The organism is Xanthomonas sp. NCPPB 1638 (assembly GCF_041475635.2).
Lineage (GTDB): Bacteria > Pseudomonadota > Gammaproteobacteria > Xanthomonadales > Xanthomonadaceae > Xanthomonas > Xanthomonas cucurbitae.
In genome coordinates this window covers 1,383,159-1,404,040 of record NZ_CM192984.1, presented here as the reverse complement: position 1 = coordinate 1,404,040, position 20,882 = coordinate 1,383,159, and the positions used below count along the sequence as shown (strand labels likewise).

At 66.8% G+C, this 20,882-nt stretch carries 15 protein-coding genes and 1 pseudogene; 9 read left to right on the top strand and 7 right to left on the bottom strand.

Features of this window, described 5'->3' with window-relative positions; translation table 11 throughout:
• Positions 1-129: 129 nt before the first annotated feature.
• The 3 genes and pseudogenes from ACCQ13_RS06065 (at position 130) to hpaM (ending at position 6,264) form a co-directional block, all read left to right on the top strand.
• Entirely contained in the window at positions 130-2,514 is a 2,385-nt protein-coding gene (locus ACCQ13_RS06065; protein WP_372372357.1) for a penicillin acylase family protein, read from the top strand.
• Positions 2,515-2,797: 283 nt separating this feature from the next.
• A pseudogene (locus tag ACCQ13_RS06060) lies at positions 2,798-4,942 on the top strand (TonB-dependent siderophore receptor).
• 269 nt (positions 4,943-5,211) lie between these two features.
• Entirely contained in the window at positions 5,212-6,264 is a 1,053-nt protein-coding gene (gene hpaM / locus ACCQ13_RS06055; protein ID WP_167526839.1) for a type III secretion-associated outer membrane-bound protein HpaM, read from the top strand.
• Positions 6,265-6,318: 54 nt separating this feature from the next.
• Here hpaM and asnB read toward each other — a convergent pair whose 3' ends face one another.
• From asnB to ACCQ13_RS06020, 7 genes are all read right to left on the bottom strand, one after another.
• Complete coding sequence (gene asnB / locus ACCQ13_RS06050; protein ID WP_104603547.1) at positions 6,319-8,013, bottom strand: asparagine synthase B; 1,695 nt, start codon at positions 8,011-8,013, stop codon at positions 6,319-6,321.
• Positions 8,014-8,308: 295 nt separating this feature from the next.
• A complete protein-coding gene (gene dapE, locus ACCQ13_RS06045) occupies positions 8,309-9,442 on the bottom strand; it encodes a succinyl-diaminopimelate desuccinylase (protein WP_159406826.1) in 1,134 nt (377 codons plus the stop codon).
• 111 nt (positions 9,443-9,553) lie between these two features.
• A complete protein-coding gene (locus ACCQ13_RS06040) occupies positions 9,554-9,910 on the bottom strand; it encodes an arsenate reductase (protein WP_159406825.1) in 357 nt (118 codons plus the stop codon).
• Positions 9,911-9,985: 75 nt separating this feature from the next.
• Complete coding sequence (dapD, locus tag ACCQ13_RS06035; RefSeq protein WP_104603544.1) at positions 9,986-11,101, bottom strand: 2,3,4,5-tetrahydropyridine-2,6-dicarboxylate N-succinyltransferase; 1,116 nt, start codon at positions 11,099-11,101, stop codon at positions 9,986-9,988.
• A gap of 16 nt (positions 11,102-11,117) precedes the next feature.
• On the bottom strand, positions 11,118-13,727 hold the full coding sequence (locus ACCQ13_RS06030; RefSeq protein ID WP_159406824.1) for a [protein-PII] uridylyltransferase: 2,610 nt from the start codon (positions 13,725-13,727) through the stop codon (positions 11,118-11,120).
• Positions 13,724-14,500 (bottom strand): type I methionyl aminopeptidase, encoded by a 777-nt coding sequence (gene map, locus ACCQ13_RS06025; protein ID WP_104603542.1) that lies wholly within the window; start codon positions 14,498-14,500, stop codon positions 13,724-13,726. The genes ACCQ13_RS06030 and map overlap by 4 nt, the downstream gene beginning before the upstream one ends.
• A gap of 144 nt (positions 14,501-14,644) precedes the next feature.
• Positions 14,645-14,809, bottom strand: a complete 165-nt coding sequence (locus ACCQ13_RS06020; RefSeq protein WP_167526838.1) for a hypothetical protein — start codon at positions 14,807-14,809, stop codon at positions 14,645-14,647.
• Between ACCQ13_RS06020 and ACCQ13_RS06015 the strand changes: the two genes are divergently transcribed.
• From ACCQ13_RS06015 to ACCQ13_RS05990, 6 genes are all read left to right on the top strand, one after another.
• A complete protein-coding gene (locus ACCQ13_RS06015) occupies positions 14,808-15,332 on the top strand; it encodes a Csu type fimbrial protein (protein ID WP_167526837.1) in 525 nt (174 codons plus the stop codon). The two genes, ACCQ13_RS06020 and ACCQ13_RS06015, sit on opposite strands and share 2 nt — an antisense overlap.
• 8 nt (positions 15,333-15,340) lie before the next feature.
• Entirely contained in the window at positions 15,341-16,111 is a 771-nt protein-coding gene (locus ACCQ13_RS06010; RefSeq protein WP_104603540.1) for a fimbrial biogenesis chaperone, read from the top strand.
• A 16-nt stretch (positions 16,112-16,127) separates the two neighbouring features.
• A complete protein-coding gene (locus tag ACCQ13_RS06005; protein ID WP_104603539.1) occupies positions 16,128-18,476 on the top strand; it encodes a fimbria/pilus outer membrane usher protein in 2,349 nt (782 codons plus the stop codon).
• Positions 18,473-19,507 carry a Csu type fimbrial protein gene (locus tag ACCQ13_RS06000; RefSeq protein ID WP_167526836.1) on the top strand — a complete coding sequence of 345 codons (1,035 nt, stop codon included), beginning with the start codon at positions 18,473-18,475 and terminating at the stop codon, positions 19,505-19,507. Before ACCQ13_RS06005 ends, ACCQ13_RS06000 begins: the two co-directional genes overlap by 4 nt.
• Positions 19,508-19,572: 65 nt before the next feature.
• Complete coding sequence (locus ACCQ13_RS05995; protein WP_104603537.1) at positions 19,573-19,890, top strand: hypothetical protein; 318 nt, start codon at positions 19,573-19,575, stop codon at positions 19,888-19,890.
• Between the two features lie 23 nt (positions 19,891-19,913).
• Positions 19,914-20,606 (top strand): fimbrial biogenesis chaperone, encoded by a 693-nt coding sequence (locus ACCQ13_RS05990; protein ID WP_372372405.1) that lies wholly within the window; start codon positions 19,914-19,916, stop codon positions 20,604-20,606.
• Positions 20,607-20,882: the final 276 nt, after the last annotated feature.

The window sequence follows — 20,882 nt, the reverse complement described above, 5'->3', positions numbered from 1 at the left end:
CGACGTGGCGCAGCTGGGGCTTCGAATCGGCATGTGCCGCTCGTACACTGCCGGTCCTTCACGTCACCGTCCCGCATGCCGACATCCGCATGCCGGTGGCCACTCCCGACCGAACTCAAGGAATCGACAATGCGTCAATGGCTGGGCCGGCTATCGCTGGGAATCGTGCTGCTGGCGCTGGTCGTCGCTGCGATCGTGTTCCTGTTGCTGCGCGGCAGCCTGCCGCAACTGGACGGTGCCAACGGTCTTGCCGGTTTGCACGCACCGGTCAGCGTACAGCGCGACAGCAACGGCGTGGTCACCATCGATGCACACAGCCGGATCGATGCGCTGCGCGCGCTCGGCTACGTGCACGCGCAGGAACGCTATTTCGAGATGGATCTGATGCGCCGCGCGCCCGCTGGCGAGTTGTCCGAACTGTTCGGCGCCAAGGCCCTTGACCTGGACAAGCGCAACCGCGTGCACCGGCTGCGGGCGCGCGTGCAGGCCAACCTGGACATCGCCCTGGGCAGCCAGCGCGACGCGCTGCAGGCCTATACCGAAGGTGTCAATGCCGGACTGGCGGCGCTGCGGGTGCGGCCATGGGCATACCTGCTGCTGCGGCAGCGCCCGCGTGCCTGGACCCTGGACGACTCCATCCTCACCGGCATGGCGATGTATGCCGATCTGCAGGACAACGACAACCAGACCGAGCTGGCCGCCGCGCGCATTCGCGCGGTGGTGCCGCCAGCCCTGGCAGCCTTGCTCGACCATCAGGGCTCCAGTTGGGACGCGCCGCTGTTCGGGCCGGCACAGGGCGATGCCGTGCTGCCCGATGCAGCGGCACTGGATCTGCGCCGGCTGCCACACGCGCCCGCGCTGCCGCGCGCCGAGCAGCCCACGCCAGGCAGCAACAATTTCGCGGTGGATGGCACGCTCACCGCTGACGGCCGCGCCATCGTTGCCGACGACATGCATCTGGGTCTACGCGCGCCCAACATCTGGTTCCGTGCGCGGCTGCGCTACCCCGACCCCGGCGCAACCGACGGCAAGGTGGACGTCACCGGCTTCACCCTGCCCGGCCTGCCGGCGGTGGTGGTGGGCAGCAATGGACATGTGGCCTGGGCCTTCACCAACAGCTTCATCGATACCGCCGATTTCGCACGCATCCCGGCAGCAACGCCAGGGCACCCGCAGGCACTGACCACGCAGGTGGAAACCATCCGCGTGGCCGGCGCAGCGCCGGTGCGCCTGGAGGTGCGCGAAGCGGCCTGGGGGCCGGTCGTGCACGACAATGCCGATGGCAGCGTGCTGGCGTTGCGCTGGGCCGCGCAGTTGCCCGGTGCGATCGCCCTGGATTTCATGCGATTGAGCAGCGCGAGCGATCTTGCCGGCGCATTCGCGGTGGCGGACCGCTCCGGCATTCCTGCACAGAACCTGGTGGTGGCCGACCAGAGCGGGCGCATCGCCTGGCGCTTGATCGGCGCGCGCCCGGCGCGCAACGCCGGCTGCAGCCCGAGCGGCATCGCCGAACTGGCGAACGTCGCGGCGCCAGCGACGCCTCCAGCCGCCACGACGGGCTGCACGCCGTGGCCGGTGCGCAGCGACACGGCGCCTGCATTGATCGACCCACCCTCGCATCGGCTCTGGACCGCCAACAGCCGCGTGGTCGACGCGCCGCAGCTGGCGATCCTCGGCAACGCGGGCTACGACCTCGGCGCGCGGGCACAGCAGATCCGCGACGACCTGTTCGCCAAACAGCGCTTCACCGAGCGTGATCTGCTGGCGATCCAGCTGGATGATCGCGCGCTGCTGCTGACGCGCTGGTGGCAGCTGTTGCGTGACGTGGTCACACACAGCCAGGACCCGGCGCTGCAGCAGATCGAGCGCGCCACGCGGCAGTGGGACGGGCATGCGTCCGCCAGGTCGGCCAGCTACCGCATCGTGCGCGACTTCCGCAGCAAGACCATCGATGCGGTGGAAGCAGGTTTGCTGGCGCCCGCCAGGTCGGCATTGGGCGAGGCGTTCCTGCCGCCGCGGCGTGCACAGATGGAAGGGATCGTTTGGCCGCTGCTGCAGCAACGCCCGGCGCATCTGCTGCCGCCCAACCACACCAGCTGGGATCGGCTGCTCAGCGATGCCGCACGCGATGCGCACACTGCGCTACTTGCACAAGGCGAGCCGGGCCAGCCGCTCGGCGAACGCCGCTGGGGCGAACGCAACACCGCCTCCATCTGTCATCCCATCGCGCGCGCACTGCCTGCGCTCGCCCAGCGCTGGCTGTGCATGCCGCCCGATCAATTGCCGGGCGATCGCGACATGCCGCGCGTACAAGGCCCGGCATTCGGCGCCTCCGAACGCATGGTGGTCTCCCCTGGCCACGAACAGGACGGCATCGTGCATATGCCCGGTGGCCAGAGCGGCCACCCGCTGTCGCCGTTCTGGGGCGCAGGACACGATGATTGGGTGCATGGCCGGCCCACCCCATTCCTGCCGACCGCCACCCGCTATACGCTGCAGTTGCAGCCGAAATAAGCGCTCGCATGCGATGCCACGCATCTTGCGCCGGCTTCAAGCGGCTTGCTGCATGACAGAGGGCACGAGGCGTCGCCCGCACCCTCATCCGCCCTTCGGGCACCTTCTCCCGGCGGGAGAAGGGATGCGCTGGCATTGTGGGATTTGTTTCTGCGTCTGCGCAGCTCGGGCCTGCACCGCTGCGCATCCTGGTAGCGGTAGCCACTGCCCAGCAACCAATCCGCGCGATCAAGCAAGCACATCATGCTAAGATGCACTTGATAACCATTCCCATTAGTACCTAATGCGCCCCACGCTTCTTGTCGCCGCGCTCGCGGCTGCCCTGGCTTTGCCATCGCCTCGCGCTTTCGCTCAACACCACACCAGCACCGCTTCCACCGTCACCGACCTGGATGGCGTCCATGTCATCGGCCGCGCGCAGACCCTGTACAAATCCGAGGATGCGGCGGTCGCCACACGCACCGACACTCCGTTGGCACTTGTCCCACAATCAGTGCAGGTACTGCCACGCGAGCTGATCGACGATCAGGCCGCACGCCAGATCACCGATCTGTACCGCAGCATCAGCGGCATCAGCTTCTTCAGCTATGCCGGCGTCACCCTGCGCGGGTTCCGCCAGGAAAACGTGCTGTACGACGGCCTGCGTGGCGATCCGTATGCCGGTTTCTCGGTGCCGCAGCTGTTCAACATCGAACGGGTGGAAGTGCTCAAGGGCCCGGCCGGTGCCCTGTATGGCGGCGGCGAACCAGGCGGCGTCATCAACTACGTCACCCGCAAGCCTGCGCACCAGGCACAGCGGCGGGTGGAGCTGCAGGTGGGCAACCAATCCTTTGGCGCGGCCTCGTTCGAAGCCACCGGCCCGGCGCGCGCCGATGGTCGTGTGCGCTACCGCATCGGTGCGTATGCCGACGGCGAAGACGGATTTCGCTGGAATACCGACAGCCAGAGCCAGATCGGTGATGCCTCGGTGGCGTTCGACATCGGCCAGACCGGCGAACTGACCCTGCAATACACCGACATCACCCAGAACCTGGGTGGCAACCGCCTGCGTGGCGTGCCGGTGGATAACGACGGCAACTTCCTCACCGACCGCCGCTGGAACCACAACGAGCCCACCGACTTCCTGGACATGCGCGCCAAGGTGGCGTTCGCGCAATACCGCTTCTCGCCGTCCAGCGCGTGGGACGTGGATATGGCGTTGCGCTGGTTCAAGAACGCCGAGCATCAGATCTATCACGAGCCAATGGGCCTGATCGATCGCGATCGCGATGGCACCGCCGAGTGGATGACGCGCCAGCTGCGCAACCAGTACCGCGACAACGATGCCGTTTCCAGCAACGTCAACGCGGTGTTTCGCACCAGCACCGGCGGCATCGAACACAAGCTGTTGATGGGCGCCGACTACTACCGGCTGGATGCCGACTTCCGCGCGCAGACCGCCAACACCGCCGATACCGGACGCGTGCGCGGTCCGGTGCCGGGTATCGACCTGTTCAACCCGGTGTACGGCCGCAGCGGTTTCTACGATTACGGCCTGGACACGCTGCCCTGGCGCGCCACCAGCACCCGCAGCCAGCGCTAAGGCGCCTACCTGCAGGACGAACTCACCCTCACCCCGCGCTGGCATGCGATGGCCGGACTGCGCTGGGACGGCTTCAAGGACGACAATCGACTGGATGATTCGCGCGTCACCGGCAACGATCTGAGCTGGCGCATCGGCAGCACCGTGGTGCTGCGCGAGGGCATCAATGCCTATGCCAGTTACGCCAGCGGTTTCCTGCCGCAGGACGCCGCCAGCCAGGACGCCAGCGTGGGCGGGCCCTTCGAGCCGGAGCGCAGCACGCAGTGGGAGCTGGGCCTGAAGACCGCGCTCAACGATGGCGGGCTCACCTTGAACACCGCGCTGTATCGCATCGAGCGCAGCAATATCGTGCAGGCGAATGGGCAGGTCGTGGACGGCGTCAATCAACTGTCCGCACTCGGCCTGGTGCGCAGCGAAGGGCTGGAAGTGGACCTGCTGGCCGACCTCACCGAGCGCTGGGTGCTCAACCTCACCTACGCCTACAACGATGCGCGCGTGCTCGATGCCGGCACCAATGGCATCACCAATGCCTCCGGCGACCGGTTCGCCAATGCGCCGCGCAACACCTTCGGCCTGTGGACGCGTTACGACCTGCCGGCCTGGCGCTCGGCCATCGCGTTCGGTGCCGATTACGTGGGCGAACGCGTCAGCCTGGACGGCCAGCGGGTCAAGCCGTATGCAATCTACGACATCAGCTGGCAGACCCAGTGGGATGCGTGGAAGCTGCAGGTCAACGTCAAGAACCTGTTCGACAAGGTCTATGCAATCAGCGGCTTCAATGCACGCGGCGGGCATTTCCCCGGCGAGCCGCGCCGCATCTATGCGCAGCTGGCGTATAGCTTCTGAGCTCGGCGGTGCGCCGCGCAGCGACGTGTGCAGGCGCACGACACGTGGGAAGCGCCATCCACCACGCAGGTAGACGGCAATGCATGCAGTGCGCCAGTTGCGTCATGGCGCACTGCACGCATTGCGCGAGGCCAGGCAATGAACCTGCGCCGAATTACGCGCGCGGCCATGGGCTGGAACTTAACGTCCGGTGGGACACACTAGAGATCGTCGCGATCAGCAGCCTGCTGCAGCACGATCGCCCTCCTCCCCCACTGACCGGAATCCGCATGCCTCAGCTTGCCCGCTCCGTTTCCGCCCTGTTGCCCCTGGTGTTTGCCGCCGCCTGCTCGGCCGCGCCACCGACTCCACCCGGCCCACCTGCCGCGCCCGTGGCCAGTTGCACCGCCAAGGTGAAGCCCGGACAGGACCTGCAGAAAGCCATCGACAAACTGCCGCAAAGCGACAAGCCGGCCGTGTTATGCCTGGAAAAAGGCGAATTTCCGTTGAGTGGCCTGGTGTCGATTCATCGTGGCAACCTCACCCTGCGCGGCAAGGGTCCCACCACGGTGCTGCGCATGGCCGATGGCGTGCAGCAGCCGGCATTGGTGGTCGGCGACTACGAAAACCAGCAGCCCACCGGGGTGATCCGCAATGTCAGCATCGAAGACATGCAGATCGTGGCCAGCACTGGCGACAAGGAATTCATGCCAGAGCGCCCGTATCTGAGCAATAGCGCGGTGGTGGTGCGGTCCGGCCAAGGCATTCGGCTGGCTGGCCTGCAGGTCAACAAATGCCGCAGCGCCTGCCTGCTGAGCGAATACGACACGCGCGAGATCACCATCGAGAACAACGATGTCTCCGGTGCGATCTGGGACGGGGTGTCGTTCAATCGCACCGCCAAGGTCACCATGGTCAACAACTACATCCACGACAACGTGGCCGCAGGCCTGACCACCGAGCATCTGGAAGACAGCGAGATCCGCAACAACCGCTTCGAGCGCAATGGCAGCCAAGGCATCTACCTGTCGGATGCGCGCCGCAACCGCTTCAGCAACAACGTGTTCGATGGCAACAAGGTGGCCGGTGTGTTCCTGGCCTGCGCCATCCGCTACCGCACGCCGGAAATCCTGTGCTGGGACAACAGCATGAGCCAGGACAACGTGTTCGAGAACAACCGCTTCGCCAACACCCCGTTCACCTACACCATCGGTGTGGACCGTGCGGCCAACTGCACTGCCGCCGACTTCAAGCCGAACCTGTGGCGCAACAACCAGGCCGATGTGGCAGGGGTGGATATCGATCCGCAGCGTTACGGCTACTGCGTGCGCCACGAGCAATAAGCCACGGCGGCCGGCAGCGCCACCGCGCATGCCGGCCGCTGCGGTTGCATCGGGTTACGAAGCCAGCGCCTGCGCGTGCACCCCTGCGATGGCGCGGCCGGAAGGGTCGGCCATGGCGGCAAAGCTCGCATCCCATGCGATGGCGGTCGGCGAGGAGCAGGCAATCGACTTGCCGCCCGGCACCGTTTCGGCTGCCGCCTGGCTGGGGAAGAACTGCTCGAACAGGCGGCGATAGAAATAGGCTTCCTTGGTCTGCGGCGGGTTGACCGGAAAACGCCGATCCGCCGCGGCCAGCTCGCGATCGCTCACATGCGCGGCGGCATGCGCCTTGAGCCCATCGATCCAGCCATACCCCACGCCGTCGCTGAATTGCTCCTTCTGCCGCCACAGGATCGATTCCGGCAGGTATCCGGCAAACGCCTCGCGCAACACGCCTTTTTCCATCCGAATTGCGCCGCTGCTGGTCTTGTCGATCATCTTGTGGCTGGCATCCATGCGCATGGCCACGTCCAGGAACTCGCGATCCAGAAACGGCACCCGCGGCTCCACGCCCCAGGCCATCATCGACTTGTTGGCGCGCAAGCAATCGTAGTTGTTGAGCGCGTCGAGCTTTCGCACCAGTTCCTCGTGGAATTGGCGGGCGTCGGGCGCCTTGTGGAAGTACAGATAGCCGCCGAAGATTTCGTCGCTGCCTTCGCCCGACAACACCATCTTGACGCCCATCGCCTTGATCCGCCGCGCCAGCAGGAACATCGGGGTGGATGCGCGAATGGTGGTGACGTCATAGGTCTCGATATGGCGGATCACTTCCGGCAACGCATCCAGCCCTTCTTCGAAGCTGTACTCAAAGCCGTGATGCACGGTGCCGATCGCCGCGGCAGCCACTTCGGCAGCGGCAAGATCCGGCGAACCCTTCAGCCCAATCGCGAACGAATGCAGCCGCGGCCACCAGGCTTCGGTGGTGTCGTTCTCCTCGACGCGATGGCGGGCGTAGCGCGCCGCCACGGCGGCAACCAGCGACGAATCCAGGCCGCCGGAGAGCAGCACGCCATACGGCACGTCGGTCATCAGCTGGCGATGCACCGCGCGTTCGAAGGCTTCACGCAGTTCCTGCAACGGCACCTGCACGCCTTCCACTGCGCCATAGTCGCGCCAGGCGCGCTCGTAATAGCGGCTGAGTGCACCGGTGGCACTGTCATACCAATGGCCCGGCGGAAACTGCGCCGCATCGGCGCAATCGTCCACCAGCGACTTCAATTCGGAGGCCACCCGCAACCGCCCCTCGCGGTCGTGACCCCAGTACAGCGGCACCACACCGATAGGGTCGCGCGCGATGATGACCCGCCCGGCCGCCTTGTCCCACAGCGCGAACGCGAAGATACCGTTGAGGCGATTGAGCGACGAGGCCGGCGCATCCTCGCGATACAGCGCGTTGATGACCTCGCAATCGGAGCCGGTCTGGAAGGCGTAGGGCTGCAGCAGCTCGGCCTTGAGTTCGCGATGGTTGTAGATCTCACCGTTGACCGCCAGCACCAGTTGCCCATCGGCGGACAACAAGGGTTGCGAACCACCGGCCGGGTCGACGATGGCCAGGCGCTCATGCACCAGGATCGCGCCGGCATCGACATGGACACCGCTCCAGTCCGGGCCGCGATGGCGCTGCCGCTGCGAACATTCCAACGCCTGCCGGCGCAGCGCCTGCAGATCGTCGCCGGGTTGCAGGCCGAAAATACCGAAGATGGAACACATGGAAACACTCCTGATGGAACGGTGGGATCGCGTGGCCGGTGGACAAGCGTGCTGCACGACAATGACACCCATAAAAAAAACCCGCATCGGCCGATGCGGGTTTTCTGATTCCTGGGCGTTTGGTGGTACTTCGCCTAGTCGCAGACCCGCATCGGCCGCGCACGATTATTCGCGCGCAGGGCAGTGCGGTTGACGTTATTGCTGTTGGCGAGGCGGATGACCATGCAGCCGACGCTAACCGTTCGTTTTCGCCGGCGCAACTGTTTCAGCGGCAACGACGGCGGCGCGCTGGCAGTCACGCGACCAGCAGCCGCTCGACCAACTTGCGATACAGCGCCGGCAAGGCTTCCAGATCGGCCACGCGCACATGCTCGTCGACCTGATGGATGCTGGCATTGACCGGGCCGACCTCGATGCACTGCGCGCCCAGCGGTGCGATGAAGCGCGCATCGGAGGTACCGCCGCCGGTACTTTCTTCCGGCGGTGCGCCGGCGAACTGGCCCAACACCTCGCGCGCGACGCTGCGCAGGCGGCCTTCCGGGGTATAGAACGGCTCGCCGCTGCGATGCCAGCGCAGCGCGTAGTCCAGCCCGTGTCGATCGAGCATGGCAGTGATTTCCGCTTCCAGCCGCGGCGCATCCCAATGCGGGGTATAGCGCAGATTGAAGGCGACCTGCAGCTCGCCGGGGATCACGTTGTTGGCACCGGTGCCGGCATGGATGTTGGACAGTTGCAGGCTGGTGGGCGGAAAACGTTCGAAGCCGGTGTCCCACTGCCGCGCCACCAGCTCGGCCAGCGCCGGAGCGGCCTGGTGGATGGGATTGCGCGCCTTGTGCGGGTACGCCACATGGCCTTGCACCCCACGCACCGTCAGCGCGCCGGACAGGCTGCCGCGCCGGCCCACCCGCAACAGATCGCCCAGCCGCTCGGTGGACGAGGGCTCGCCGGTGATGCACCAGTCGATACGCTGCCCGCGTGTGCGAAACAACTCGGCCACGCGACGCACGCCGTCGATGGCATCGCCCTCTTCATCGGAGGTCAGCAGCACCGCCAGCGTGCCGGGATGCTGCGGGTACTCGGCCACGAACTGCGCTGCGGCGACGGCGAACGCAGCCACGCTGCCTTTCATGTCGGCCGCGCCGCGCCCGTACAACACGCCATCGCGGACCTGTGGCACAAACGGATCGCTGGCCCAGGCCTCGCGCGGGCCCGGCGGCACCACGTCGGTGTGGCCGAGCAGTACCAGCACCGGTGCACCGCTGCCGTGCGTGGCCCAGAGATTGTCGACCTCGCCCAGGCGCAGGTGTTCGCAAGCAAAACCTGCCGCCGCCAGGCGCTCGGCGAGCAGTGCCTGGCAGCCGGCATCGTCGGGAGTCACCGACGCGCGCGCGATCAGGTCGCAGGTCAATTGCAGGACGTCGCTGGTCATCGTTCTCTCTTGTCAGTGGATGCATGTCGCGCATGCGTGGGGAACGGACAGCCTGCGCTCGCACGCAGCACTCTGCAGCCCATCAGGCGAAACGATGGTGCTGCAGTGGCTTCAGCCGGTCGGAAAGCGCGCCTTGAAGCCGTTGTCGGAGAAGCCCTGGCTCACGAGGCCATCGTCGGTCACCACCACCGGGCGGCGGATCAGCTGCGGATATTCACGCAGCAGCAGTTTCCATTCTGCCTCCGAACCAGGCGTCTTCTTGTTGTCGGGCAACTGCCGCCAGGTGGTGGAGGACTTGTTGATCAAGGCATCGAATCCGCCCACCTTGCCGGCCCACTCCAGCAGCGTCTCCGGCGACGGCTTGTTGTCCCGGTAATCCACGAACGTGGAGGCGACACCGAAACGGTCCAGCCATTTGGTGGCCTTTTTGCAGGTGTCGCAGTTCTTCAAGCCGTAGAGCGTGGTCATCTTTGTATCCTGGAAAATCGGCCTGTAAAGCCCCTCTCCCGCCGGGAGAGGGGTTGGGGTGAGGGTACGGGCCAATCAATCCGCCAGCCCACGCAACAGTTCATTGACGCTGGTCTTGCTGCGCGTTTTCGCATCCACCTGCTTGACGATCACCGCGCAATACAACGAATGCGTCCCGTCCTTGGACGGCAACTGGCCGGAGACCACCACGCTGTAGGGCGGCACGTAGCCGTAGGACACCTCGCCGGTGGCGCGGTTGTAGATCCGCGTACTCTGGCCGATGAACACGCCCATGCCGATCACGCTGTGGTGGCCGATGACCACGCCTTCGACCACTTCCGAACGCGCACCGATGAAGCAGTGGTCCTCGATGATGGTGGGGCTGGCCTGCAACGGTTCGAGTACGCCGCCGATGCCGGCGCCGCCGGATAGATGGCACTGCTTGCCGATCTGCGCGCACGAGCCCACCGTGGCCCAGGTGTCGACCATGGTGCCTTCGCCGACGTAGGCACCGATGTTGGTGAAGCTCGGCATCAGCACCACGTCCTTGCCGAAATAACTGCCGCGACGCGCCACCGCGCCCGGCACCACGCGTACGCCGGCCTTGCGGAATTCCGCCTCATGGAAGCCGGCAAAGCGCGATTCCACCTTGTCCCAGAACGGCGCTGGCTGCGCATCGATCACCGCCATCTCGTTGACGCGGAAGTACAGCAGCACGGCTTTCTTCAACCACTCGTTGACAGTCCAGCCACCCTGCCCGTCCGGCTCGGCCACGCGGAACTCTCCGCTTTCCAGGCCGTCGATCACGCGCGTGACAATGGCGCGGGTGGACCCGTCGATCTCGTCGATGGTCAAACTCGCGCGACGTTCGAACGCGCTTTCGATGCCCAACTTGAGTGCGTCATGGCCCACCGGCGTTGCAGCACCGTGCACAGCCTGCTTCGTGATCGGCTGCTTCTTTGCTGCGGCAGCCTTCGTGGCGGCCGGTGCAGACACCACCTTGGTCGGCTGCTTGGGCACGCGCGGCGCAGCGGCCGTCGCGGTCTTGCCGGCCGTCTTCCTTGCAGCGGTCTTCTGCGCTGCTGCGCCAGGTGCAACGGCCTTCTTGCCGGCCGTCACGCCCGCGCGCTTGGGCACGGCGTTGGTGGTGGTCGCGCGCTGCTTGCGCGCGGTCTTCTTGGTGGTGGCCATGGGGGTCTCCAGGGGGCTAGGCAGGATCGAGACAGGCGCACAGCGCATCGCGCAGCGCCTGCCGGGCGGGTTCGGACAACGGGCGGTCGTGCTCGTCGGTGATCTGGAACTGATCTTCGGCACGCTCGCCGAAGGTGGCAATGCGCGCGTCGTGCACGCGCAGGTGCTGCATGCGCAATACATGCGCCACGTCGGCGAGCAGGCCGGGGCGGTCGGGGGCGACCAGGCTGATCCGGGTCCGGCGCCCGCCAGCGCTTTCGCTGAATTCCACGCGCGGCGCAAAGCGGAAATGCCGCAACTGGCGCGGCACTGCGCGTCGCGCCGGGCGCACCTTCGCCAGGTCGCCAGCCAGCACCTGGCGCAAGGCAGTAGCAAGCCGTTGCGGGTCGCCGTCGGCGAAACTTTCCTGCGGCAGCACTTCGAACACGTCCAGGATCGCATCGTGCGGCGCGTCCAGCACCCGTGCGCGATGCACGCCGTAGCCCTTGCGATCCAGCGTGGCGACGATCGCCGCGAACAGGCCGTCGCGGTCGGGCGAATAGACGAACAGTTCCAGTGCGTCGTTGTCCGGCACCGCGCGCCGTGCCTTGACCAGGGTCTGGCCGATCTCGACCTCGATCAACGACGCCGCCTGCCAGGCCAGCTGTTCGGGCCGGAAGCGCAGGAAGTTCTCGTCCGGCATGCCGGCGAACTGGCGATCGATGGTGACATCGTCGTGCCCTTGCGCCTGCAGCAGCGCGCGTGCAGAGTCGCGTGCCTCGCGCAGGCGTTCTTCGCGCGGCGGCGGATGTTCCAGCCCTTCGCGCAGCGCGCGGCGTGCGGCGAAATACAGGTCGGCCAGCAAGCGGTCCTTCCACGCATTCCACAGTTTGGGGCTGGTGCCGGCAATGTCGGCACAGGTCAGCAGGTAGAGATAATCCAGCCGCTCGCGCGTGCCCACCAGGGTGGCGAAGCGGTGGATCACCTCCGGGTCGGAGATGTCCTGCTTCTGAGCGGTGATCGACATGCGCAGGTGCTGCTCCACCAGCCAGGTCACCAGTTCGGTATCGCCTTCGCTCAGCCGATGCGCCAGGCAGAACGCGCGCGCATCCACCGCGCCCAGTTCGGAATGATCGCCGCCGCGGCCCTTGGCAATATCGTGGAACAAGCCGGCCAGCAACAGCAGTTCCGGCTTGCGCAGACGCGGCCAGACTTCATGGGTGATGGAAAAACGCTCGTCGGCACGACCAGCGGCAAACAGCGCGATGTTCCGCAGCACCATCAGCGTGTGCTGGTCCACCGTGTAGACGTGGAACAGGTCGAACTGCATGCGTCCGGAGACGCTGGCAAACGCGGGAATCCACTGCCCCAGCACGCCCAGCCGCGCCATGCGGTTGAGCGTTTCCACTGCGCGCGGGCCGCGCAGCAGTGCCATGAAACGGTCGCGCGTGGCGGCATCGGCCACGTCGTAGGCTGGCAGCGCGTGCAGTACCTCGGCCAGTGCCCGCGCGGTCAGCGAATGCAGTCCGCGCACCTCGCGATGCGCGGCCCATTGCGCGAACAGCGCAAACACCTGCAGCACATCGCCCTGCGGCCAGCTGTCGGCATCGGCGGCAAGGTAGCCACGGCGCAGGCTGAAGCCTGCGCCGAGCGGCTCGGGCACCGCCTCGCCATCGAACTGTTCTTCGAAGCGTTGCAGCAACCGGTCGGTGACGCGACGAATCACCGCAGCGCTGCGGTAGAAGCCCTGCATCATCTTTTCCACACCCAGGCTTTCCGGATCGTCGGCAAAACCCAGGCGCTGCGCCAGGGTCTTCTGATAATCGAAGCGCAGGCGCTCTTCCGGGCGGTTGGCCACGATATGCAGACCGAAGCGCAGCCGCGCCAAAGCATCGCGCTCGCGCCGCAGCGCCACCGCTTCGTCGAAACCGACATGGCCCAGCCCGACCAAGGCCTCCAGGTCCTTGACCCCGAACGCACGCAACGCCATCCAGCCCAATGTCTGCAGGTCGCGCAAACCGCCCGGGCCATCCTTGATGTCGGGTTCGAGATTATCGGCGGTATCGCCGAAGCGCTGGTGGCGCGCGAGCAGTTCCTCGCGCTTGGCCTGGAAGAAATCCCGCGGCGGCCATACCTGTTGCGGCGCGATCGCCTTCGCCAGGGCCGCGCGCGCCTCGCCATCGGCCACCAGCGCACGCGATTCGATCAGCGCAGTGAGCACCGTCTGGTCGGCCGCGGCCACCGCGCATTGTGCAGGCGAGCGCACCGCGTGGCTGATCGGCAGGCCTACATCCCACAGCAATGCGAACAGGCGCGCCAGGTGTTGCTCATGCTGCTGCTGGGCCGCGCCCTCGCTCAATACCAGCACGTCCACGTCCGAACGCGGGAACAGCTCGCCACGCCCGTAGCCACCCACTGCATGCAGCGACAGGCCACTGCCGGCGGGAATACAACGGGCCCAGGCGTTGCGCATCAATTGATCGACCGCGCGGGCGCGCAGCGCGATCAGCCGCTCGATCGGTTCGCCCTGGTCGAAGCGCTTGCACAGGCGCATGTCCGCATGCACCAGCAGCGGACGGGCCTGCGCGGCCCATTCCGCGTCGCCGGCGACGCCCGGGTCGGGTCGCTCCGCCGGCGTGTCCGTCATACCGGCGCGGGCGAATTGGCCGACAGCGTCAGCACATCCACGCCGTCGTCGGTCACTGCCACCATATGTTCCCACTGTGCGGACAACTTGCGGTCCTTGGTCACCACCGTCCAGCCATCGGGCAGGGTCTTATGGTGATAGGTGCCTTCGTTAATCATCGGCTCGATGGTGAAGGTCATGCCCGGCTTGAGTACCAGGCCCTCGCCCGGACGGCCGTAATGCATCACCTGCAGTTCTTCGTGATAGACCTTGCCGATACCGTGGCCGCAGTAGTCGCGCACCACGCTGAAGCGCTCGGCTTCGGCGAACTTCTGGATCGCGTGCCCCACATCGCCCAGGGTGGCACCCGGCTTGACCGCGCGGATACCGCGCCACATTGCCTCATAGGTCGTGTCCACCAGCCGCTTGGCCATCACCGAAGGCGTGCCCACGTAATACATGCGGCTGGTATCGCCATGCCAGCCATCCTTGATGACGGTGACATCGATATTGACGATGTCGCCCTCCTTCAGGACCTTGGCCGCGCTGGGGATGCCGTGGCAGATCACGTTGTTGACCGAGGTGCACACGCTCTTGGGAAAGCCGCGGTAGCCCACGTTGGCAGGAATGGTGCCCTGCACGTTGACGATGTGGTCATGGCAGATGCGGTCCAGCTCGGCGGTGGTCACGCCCGGCTTCACATGCGGGGCCACCATATCGAGCACCTCGGCGGCCAGACGGCCGGCGACGCGCATCAGCTCGATTTCTTCTCTGGTTTTCAGATTGACATTCATGGCAGGGATTATCGCCGATTCGCGCTGAATCTGAACGGGCTGCGCCGACGATCTTGCAGGTATGCGCAAGCAGGCAGGACGACGGGAAACCGTCCCTTGCGCTCATTCATTGTTGATCGCGTTCACATAGCGTCAAGGTTTCGTTTAGCGAGGCCATGCGAAGGCCATCACAAATCCAGCAAAAGATTCAACGGAAACAGCTAGATAGACGCCGAATTCACCGTTATGTTTGGCACGACGGATGCAATAGCAGGGAACGCGACGAGCCGTCGCGCCATTGATGACCCGATCGGTCAAGGAAATGTCCATGCGTACTCTTCACCCTGTCCTGTTGTCGCTCGGCCTGCTTGCCGGCGTGGGCGTCGTCCATGCCGCAGATACCACCACATTCAACGTCAAGATCGCCGTCACCAAGGCCTGCACCATCACCGCAGCCTCCGCGACGGACGTGGACTTCGGCTCGGTGCTGTCCACCTCCACCGCCAACGCCGACGCCAACGGCAGCGTGACTGCCCAGTGCACCGCACTGACGCCCTACAACATCGCGCTGAGTGCGGGCAGCAACGCCGGTACCGCGAACGACGTCACCACCCGGCGCATGAAGAACGCCGACCCCCTGGTCACCAGCAACAACTACATCGCCTACCAGCTGTACCAGGACCTGGGCCGCAGCACCGTTTGGGGCAGCACCACCGGCACCAATACGCTGAGCCGCACCGCCACCGGCATCAACCAGATCTATCCGGTCTACGGCCGGGTGACCAATCCTTCGCTCAACAATCCCGCTACCGGTAGCTACCAGGACACGATCACCGCCACCATCGTCTATTGAGGCCACGCATGCACGCGCCCCCTCGCCTGGCTCTTCGTCTGCTCCCCTGGCTGCTGCCGACTGCCCTGGCAGTGCTGCTGGGCCCGGGTGTCGGCGGGATGCTGCCGGCGGCGCAGGCGGCCAGCCTGCAGCTGGCGCCGACCTCGCTGAGCCTGGGCGCAGAACAGGCGGCCGACGGGCTGTGGCTGAGCAATAGCGGTGGTGCGCCGGTGCAGGTGCAGACCCGCGCCTATCGCTGGACCCAGCGCGATGGACAGGACCAGTTGGAGCCAACCCAGGAACTGCTGGTCAGCCCCCCCATGCGTACCCTGGCCGCCGGCGAGCGCCAATTGATCCGGGTGATCCGCGCCGGGCCGCCGCCCACCGGCGAGGAACGGTGCTACCGCATCATCGTCGACGAATTGCCCAGCGCCGATGCCGAGCGCAAGGGCATGCAGTTCGTGCTGCGCTACTCGGTGCCGATCTTCGTGCTGCCGCCGGGCAAGACCGCGCCTGCGCCCAGCCTGAGCGCACAGCTGGTCGCCGGCAGCGACGGCACCGCGCAGATCCAGATCCGCAACACCGGCAACGGGCATGCCCAGGTGGCCGACCTGCAACACCGCGTCGAGGGCACGACCAGGAGCGCGTTGAATGGCCTGGTCGGCTATGTGCTGCCCGGCCAGACCATGCGCTGGTCGCTGGGTGCTCCCGTGGCGCAGTTCGCGCGCGGCTCCATCATCGCAAGGATCAATGGTGAGGCCGACGAACGCACCCTGCTGGCCGCGCCCGCGGCCCCGTGACGCGGCCCGGCTGGCGATGACGTTGTTCGCCGCCACCGGCTGCCTGGGCAGCGCTGCGGCCAGCGACCTGGCCGATGCGACCTCGCTGCCCGCCCCGCCCGCGCAGAGCGCCAATGCGCAGACGCAGACGCTGTATCTGGACGTCACCCTGAATCAGGCCGATCGTGGCCTGGCGCCGTTCGAGATGGTCGATGGCCACCTGCGCGCCTCGGTTCAGACACTGCGCACGCTCGGCTTTGTACTGGCCGACCGCGCCGCCGAGGAGCAGATCGCGCTGGACAGCCTGCGCGATCTGGAGGTGCGTTATGACGCCGCCCTGCAGCGACTTGCCCTGCAGGCCCCGCTGGCGCAGCTGTCGTTATCGACCACCGTCCTGAAGGCTGAAGACCTTGCCCCGCCCAGCGCGACCGCCTCGCCGGGCATGTTGCTCAACTACGACCTGTACGCCACGCGCAATGCCGGCGCCAGCAGCGTGTCGCTGACCACCGAGCTGCGTGGCTTCGGCATTGGGCGCGGCATGGTCGATACCACCGCCGTGTTCCTCGCCTACGACCGTCCACAGGACGAACGCTGGCGCAGCGAAGCGGTGCGCCTGGACAGCGCCTGGCAGATGGATTTCCCGGACACCGCCACCAGCCTGCGGGTCGGTGACTTCTACAGCGGCTTCGTCGACTGGAGCCGTTCGATCCGCCTGGGTGGGGTGCAGATCGGGCGCAACTACGCGCTGCAGCCGTATCGCGTACTGACCCCCACGCCCAGCTTCCTCGGTGAAGCGGCGGTGCCCTCCACCGTGGAGCTGTATGTCGATGGCCTGCGCCAGTACAGCGGCCAGGTGCCGGCCGGCCCGTTCCAACTGGCCGCGCAACCGGGCATCAGCGGCACCGGGCAGGCGCAGATCGTGGTGACCGACGCGTTCGGCCGGGTGCGCCGGCTGGACTTTGCGTTCTATGGCACGCCGCAACTGCTGGGGCGCGGCATTTCCGAATGGTCGGCCGGCATCGGCCACCTGCGCCGCGACTACGGGGTGCATTCGTTCTCCTATGGGTCCCAACCGGTGGCCAGCGCCACCGCGCGCCGCGGTGTGCGCGACGACTTCACCCTGGAAGCGCACGCCGAAGCCGGCGGCGGCGTGGTCAATGGCGGGGCTGGCGGCATCTGGCTGCTCGGCGCCGGCGGCGTGTTCAATGCGGCCTACGCACACAGCCGCATGCACGCATTGCAAGGCGGCCAGTACGTGCTGGGCTATGCCTGGAACAACCGCCGCTTCAACTTCAACCTGGCCACCCAACGCACCCATGGCGACTATCGTGACCTCGGGGCACTGCAGGACAGCCTGCCGGCGCGCGTCAGCGACCGCGCCGTGTTCGGCGTCAACCTCACCTCCATCGGCTCACTGGGCACCAGCTACGTGCGGCTGAGCTATCCGCAGGGCGACACCTCGCGCTATGCCAGCATGTTCTGGTCGCGCAGCTTCGGGCGCGACTGGGCCGCCAACCTGTCGGCCAACCAGAACCTGGATGTGCGCCGCGACCGCAGCGTCTATCTGTCGCTGTCGACCACGTTCGGCGCGATCCGCCAGGCCAGCGCCTCGATGCAGCGCAACGGCAATCGCACCGGGTTCGTGGCCGACGTCAGCCAGCCGCTACCCGGCGATGGCGACCTGGGCGGCGTCGGCTGGCGGCTGCAGGGGCGCGCCGGCGACGACGCCAGTGGCGGCCTGGCCGAGCTGGGCTGGTTGAACCGCATCGGCCGCTACAACCTCGGCATCGCCAACCAGGACGGCGACACCTTCGGCTATGCCAGCGCCAGCGGCAGCCTGGTGTGGATGAACGGCCGCGGCTTTGCCGCACGCGACATCCAGGATGCGTTCGCGGTGGTCTCCACCGACGGGCAGCCGGGCATTCCGGTGCGGCTGGAAAATCGCCTGATCGGCGTCACCGATGCGCGCGGCACCCTGCTGGTGACGCCGCTGCAATCGTGGCAACGCAATCAGCTGTCCATCGACACCCTGAGCCTGCCGGCGGACCTGCGCGTGGATCGGGTCGACACCACGGTCACTCCGCGCCAGCAATCCGGCGTGGCGGTGCGCTTTGGCATCACCCGGGTGCAGGCGGCGGTCATCGTCTTGCACGATGCCGCTGGCGCGTCGGTGCCGGTGGGCAGCATGGTGCAACGCGAAGGCGACGCCGGGCGGGTGGTGGTCGGCTACGACGGAGAAACCTATCTGGACACCCTGCAACGCGATAACCGCCTCCTGGTCGACACCCCGGATGGGCGCTGTGTCGCGCAGTTCACCTACCCAGCGAGTTCCGGCGGTATTGCGCGGGTTGGCCCGCTGCCCTGCATCGCCGAGCGCACGCCATGACCGTGCACAGCCTCTGGCGTGCGCTGCTGGCATTGACCCTGGCCGCGCTCTGGCTGGCGCCAAGTGCGCCTGCGCAGGCCGACACCGTCTGCACGGTCACGCTGGGCACACCGCTGGCATTCGGCAACGTGGCCGCCAACGGCCCCACCGATGGGGTGGCCAGCTTCAATGTCTCCTGCGCCACCGCCGCGCTCAGCGTGCTGGGGAGCGCGCGGGTGTCGCTGTGCCTGGACCTGGGACCGGGTAGCGCCAGCGCTGGCGTGTACACCCCGCGCCGCATGAGCAATGCCACCGGCGACAGCCTGGGCTACCAGATCTACAGCGACGCAGCACGCTCCCAGATCTGGGGCGCTACCGGCTCGGCCGCACCATCGCCGATGCTTCTCACCCTCGCCTACCCGGTCCCGATCATCACCGGCGGCTCCCAAACCACCACGGTCACGCTCTACGGGCGCATTCCGGGCAACCAGATCCTGTCGGTGGGCAATCACGCCAGCGCCTTCGGCGGCGCCGATACGGTGCTGCGCTACGCCTACAACGAAAGCATCATCGGCGGCATCCAGCAGCCCACCGACTGCAATACCGCCAGCAGCGGCACCAAGACCGCCAGCAACGCCTTTCCGTTCACCGCCTCGGCCAACGTCCCGGCGCGCTGCAATACCTATGTCACCACCGATCTGGACTTCGGCAGCATCGCCGGCAGCATCGAGAACGCGATCGACCGCAGCTCCACCATCAGCCTGTCCTGCACCAACCGCACCGCCTGGAACATCGGCCTGGATCTCGGCAGCCATGCCAACGGCGTCAGCCGCCGCATGCGCCACGCCAGCAGCGCCGACTACATCACCTACGAGCTCTATCGCGATGCCGGGCGCAACAATCGCTGGGGTACCACGATCGGGATCGACACCCTGGCCGGCACCGGCGACGGCCTGGCCCAGACGGTGACCGTGTATGGCCGCGCGCCTGCGCCTCAACTGCCGATCGCCGGCGCCTACAGCGACACGGTGACCGTCTCGATCACTTATTGACAGTTAATAAAGTTCGCTGCGGTGGCGTCGTTATTTTCAACGACTCCAATGCAAACGATTGCCTCATGACGCCGATCAACTTTCTGAAGCGCCTGATGCTGGCTTTCCTCGTTTGCGCCGCGCCAGTGGCCAACGCCGCCGCCAGCAGCCGCGGGTCGGAGAACTCCACCCTGCATGTCGGCCTGCGCCTGCTCGGCGGCTGCGAACTGCGCACCACGCCGCCCCGCGCCAATTGCTCGCGCGGCACGCCGATGGCGATCGCACTGCCGACGCGTAGCACCAGCCCGGAGGCGGCGGCCATCGCCACCGCCGGCCAGGACGCCAGCGCCCTGGCCGGTCCCGCTCCCGCCGACGCCGCCCGCGTCACCACCGTCGTCTTCTGAACATGGTCGCCGCACCACGCTGGATGCTGCTGCCCACCCTGGCCCTGCTGATGGCCTGCCTGGTCGCTGCTGTCGCGGCGACCGCGGCCGAGATCGCCATCGCACCGACCACCGCCTACATCCCGGCCGATGGCGACCAGACGGAGGTCTGGCTGTACAACCAGGCGACCCTGCCGTGGCGTGCCAGTGCCAGGCTCTACCGCTGGCGCCAGCAGGGGGAGCGCGAGCTGCTGGAGCCGGCCACCAACGCCACCGTCAGCCCCAGCGAGTTCGAAATCGCCCCGCAGGGCCGGCAGTTGCTGCGGGTGGTCCGGCTGGGCCCCGGTCCCGCACAGACCGAAGACAGCTATCGGCTGGTGGTGACCCAGCAGGCCGGCAGCGACGAGACCCCGCTGCTGCGCTATTCCACACCGGTGTTCGCCCTGCCCAGCGAGGCGGGCAACCCGTCTCCCTCGCTGCGAACCACCGTTTCCGGGCATGGCCTGGATCGCGCGCTGCGCGTGCACAACGCCGGGCTGCGCCATGCGCGGCTGGCCGACCTGGCCTACGTCGATGCCGACGGCGCCCGGCGCAGCATCCGCGACAGCCTGGCCGGCTACATCCTGCCCGGCCAGACCCGCCAATGGGCCCTGCCGGCCAACCTGCCGACCGGTGGCGGCCGCGTGGTGGCCCGTATCAACAGCGACATCGAGACCACGCTCGCCCAGGAGCCCTAAACGGGCGCTCAGGCCAGCCGCCGGCGCGCAATTGCATCGCTGCAGCGTCCTGGCTATACTCCGCCGGCTGTTTTGCGTCTTCCGACGTTTCACGCCGCCCACGTCGGGCGTCACCGACGAATCCACACCTGCTGCCGCCATCCGTGCCGGGGTGCCCTCACACAGGGTTCGTCGCGGAGGCAACAGGGAAGCCCAACCCCGGAGTCATGTGCGCGTTGATGCGAGTCCCTCGCAACAGTCCGCATATCCATGTGCGGACTTGACAACACAAGCCGC

Bases quoted from the DNA above. Each gene is read 5' to 3' on its own strand.
- ACCQ13_RS06065 (WP_372372357.1), top strand. From the start codon at position 130: ATGCGTCAATGGCTGGGCCGGCTATCGCTGGGAATCGTGCTGCTGGCG.
- hpaM (WP_167526839.1), top strand. From the start codon at position 5,212: ATGCCTCAGCTTGCCCGCTCCGTTTCCGCCCTGTTGCCCCTGGTGTTT.
- asnB (WP_104603547.1), bottom strand. From the start codon at position 8,013: ATGTGTTCCATCTTCGGTATTTTCGGCCTGCAACCCGGCGACGATCTG.
- dapE (WP_159406826.1), bottom strand. From the start codon at position 9,442: ATGACCAGCGACGTCCTGCAATTGACCTGCGACCTGATCGCGCGCGCG.
- ACCQ13_RS06040 (WP_159406825.1), bottom strand. From the start codon at position 9,910: ATGACCACGCTCTACGGCTTGAAGAACTGCGACACCTGCAAAAAGGCC.
- dapD (WP_104603544.1), bottom strand. From the start codon at position 11,101: ATGGCCACCACCAAGAAGACCGCGCGCAAGCAGCGCGCGACCACCACC.
- ACCQ13_RS06030 (WP_159406824.1), bottom strand. From the start codon at position 13,727: ATGACGGACACGCCGGCGGAGCGACCCGACCCGGGCGTCGCCGGCGAC.
- map (WP_104603542.1), bottom strand. From the start codon at position 14,500: ATGAATGTCAATCTGAAAACCAGAGAAGAAATCGAGCTGATGCGCGTC.
- ACCQ13_RS06015 (WP_167526837.1), top strand. From the start codon at position 14,808: ATGCGTACTCTTCACCCTGTCCTGTTGTCGCTCGGCCTGCTTGCCGGC.
- ACCQ13_RS06020 (WP_167526838.1), bottom strand. From the start codon at position 14,809: ATGGACATTTCCTTGACCGATCGGGTCATCAATGGCGCGACGGCTCGT.
- ACCQ13_RS06010 (WP_104603540.1), top strand. From the start codon at position 15,341: ATGCACGCGCCCCCTCGCCTGGCTCTTCGTCTGCTCCCCTGGCTGCTG.
- ACCQ13_RS06005 (WP_104603539.1), top strand. From the start codon at position 16,128: ATGACGTTGTTCGCCGCCACCGGCTGCCTGGGCAGCGCTGCGGCCAGC.
- ACCQ13_RS06000 (WP_167526836.1), top strand. From the start codon at position 18,473: ATGACCGTGCACAGCCTCTGGCGTGCGCTGCTGGCATTGACCCTGGCC.
- ACCQ13_RS05995 (WP_104603537.1), top strand. From the start codon at position 19,573: ATGACGCCGATCAACTTTCTGAAGCGCCTGATGCTGGCTTTCCTCGTT.
- ACCQ13_RS05990 (WP_372372405.1), top strand. From the start codon at position 19,914: ATGCTGCTGCCCACCCTGGCCCTGCTGATGGCCTGCCTGGTCGCTGCT.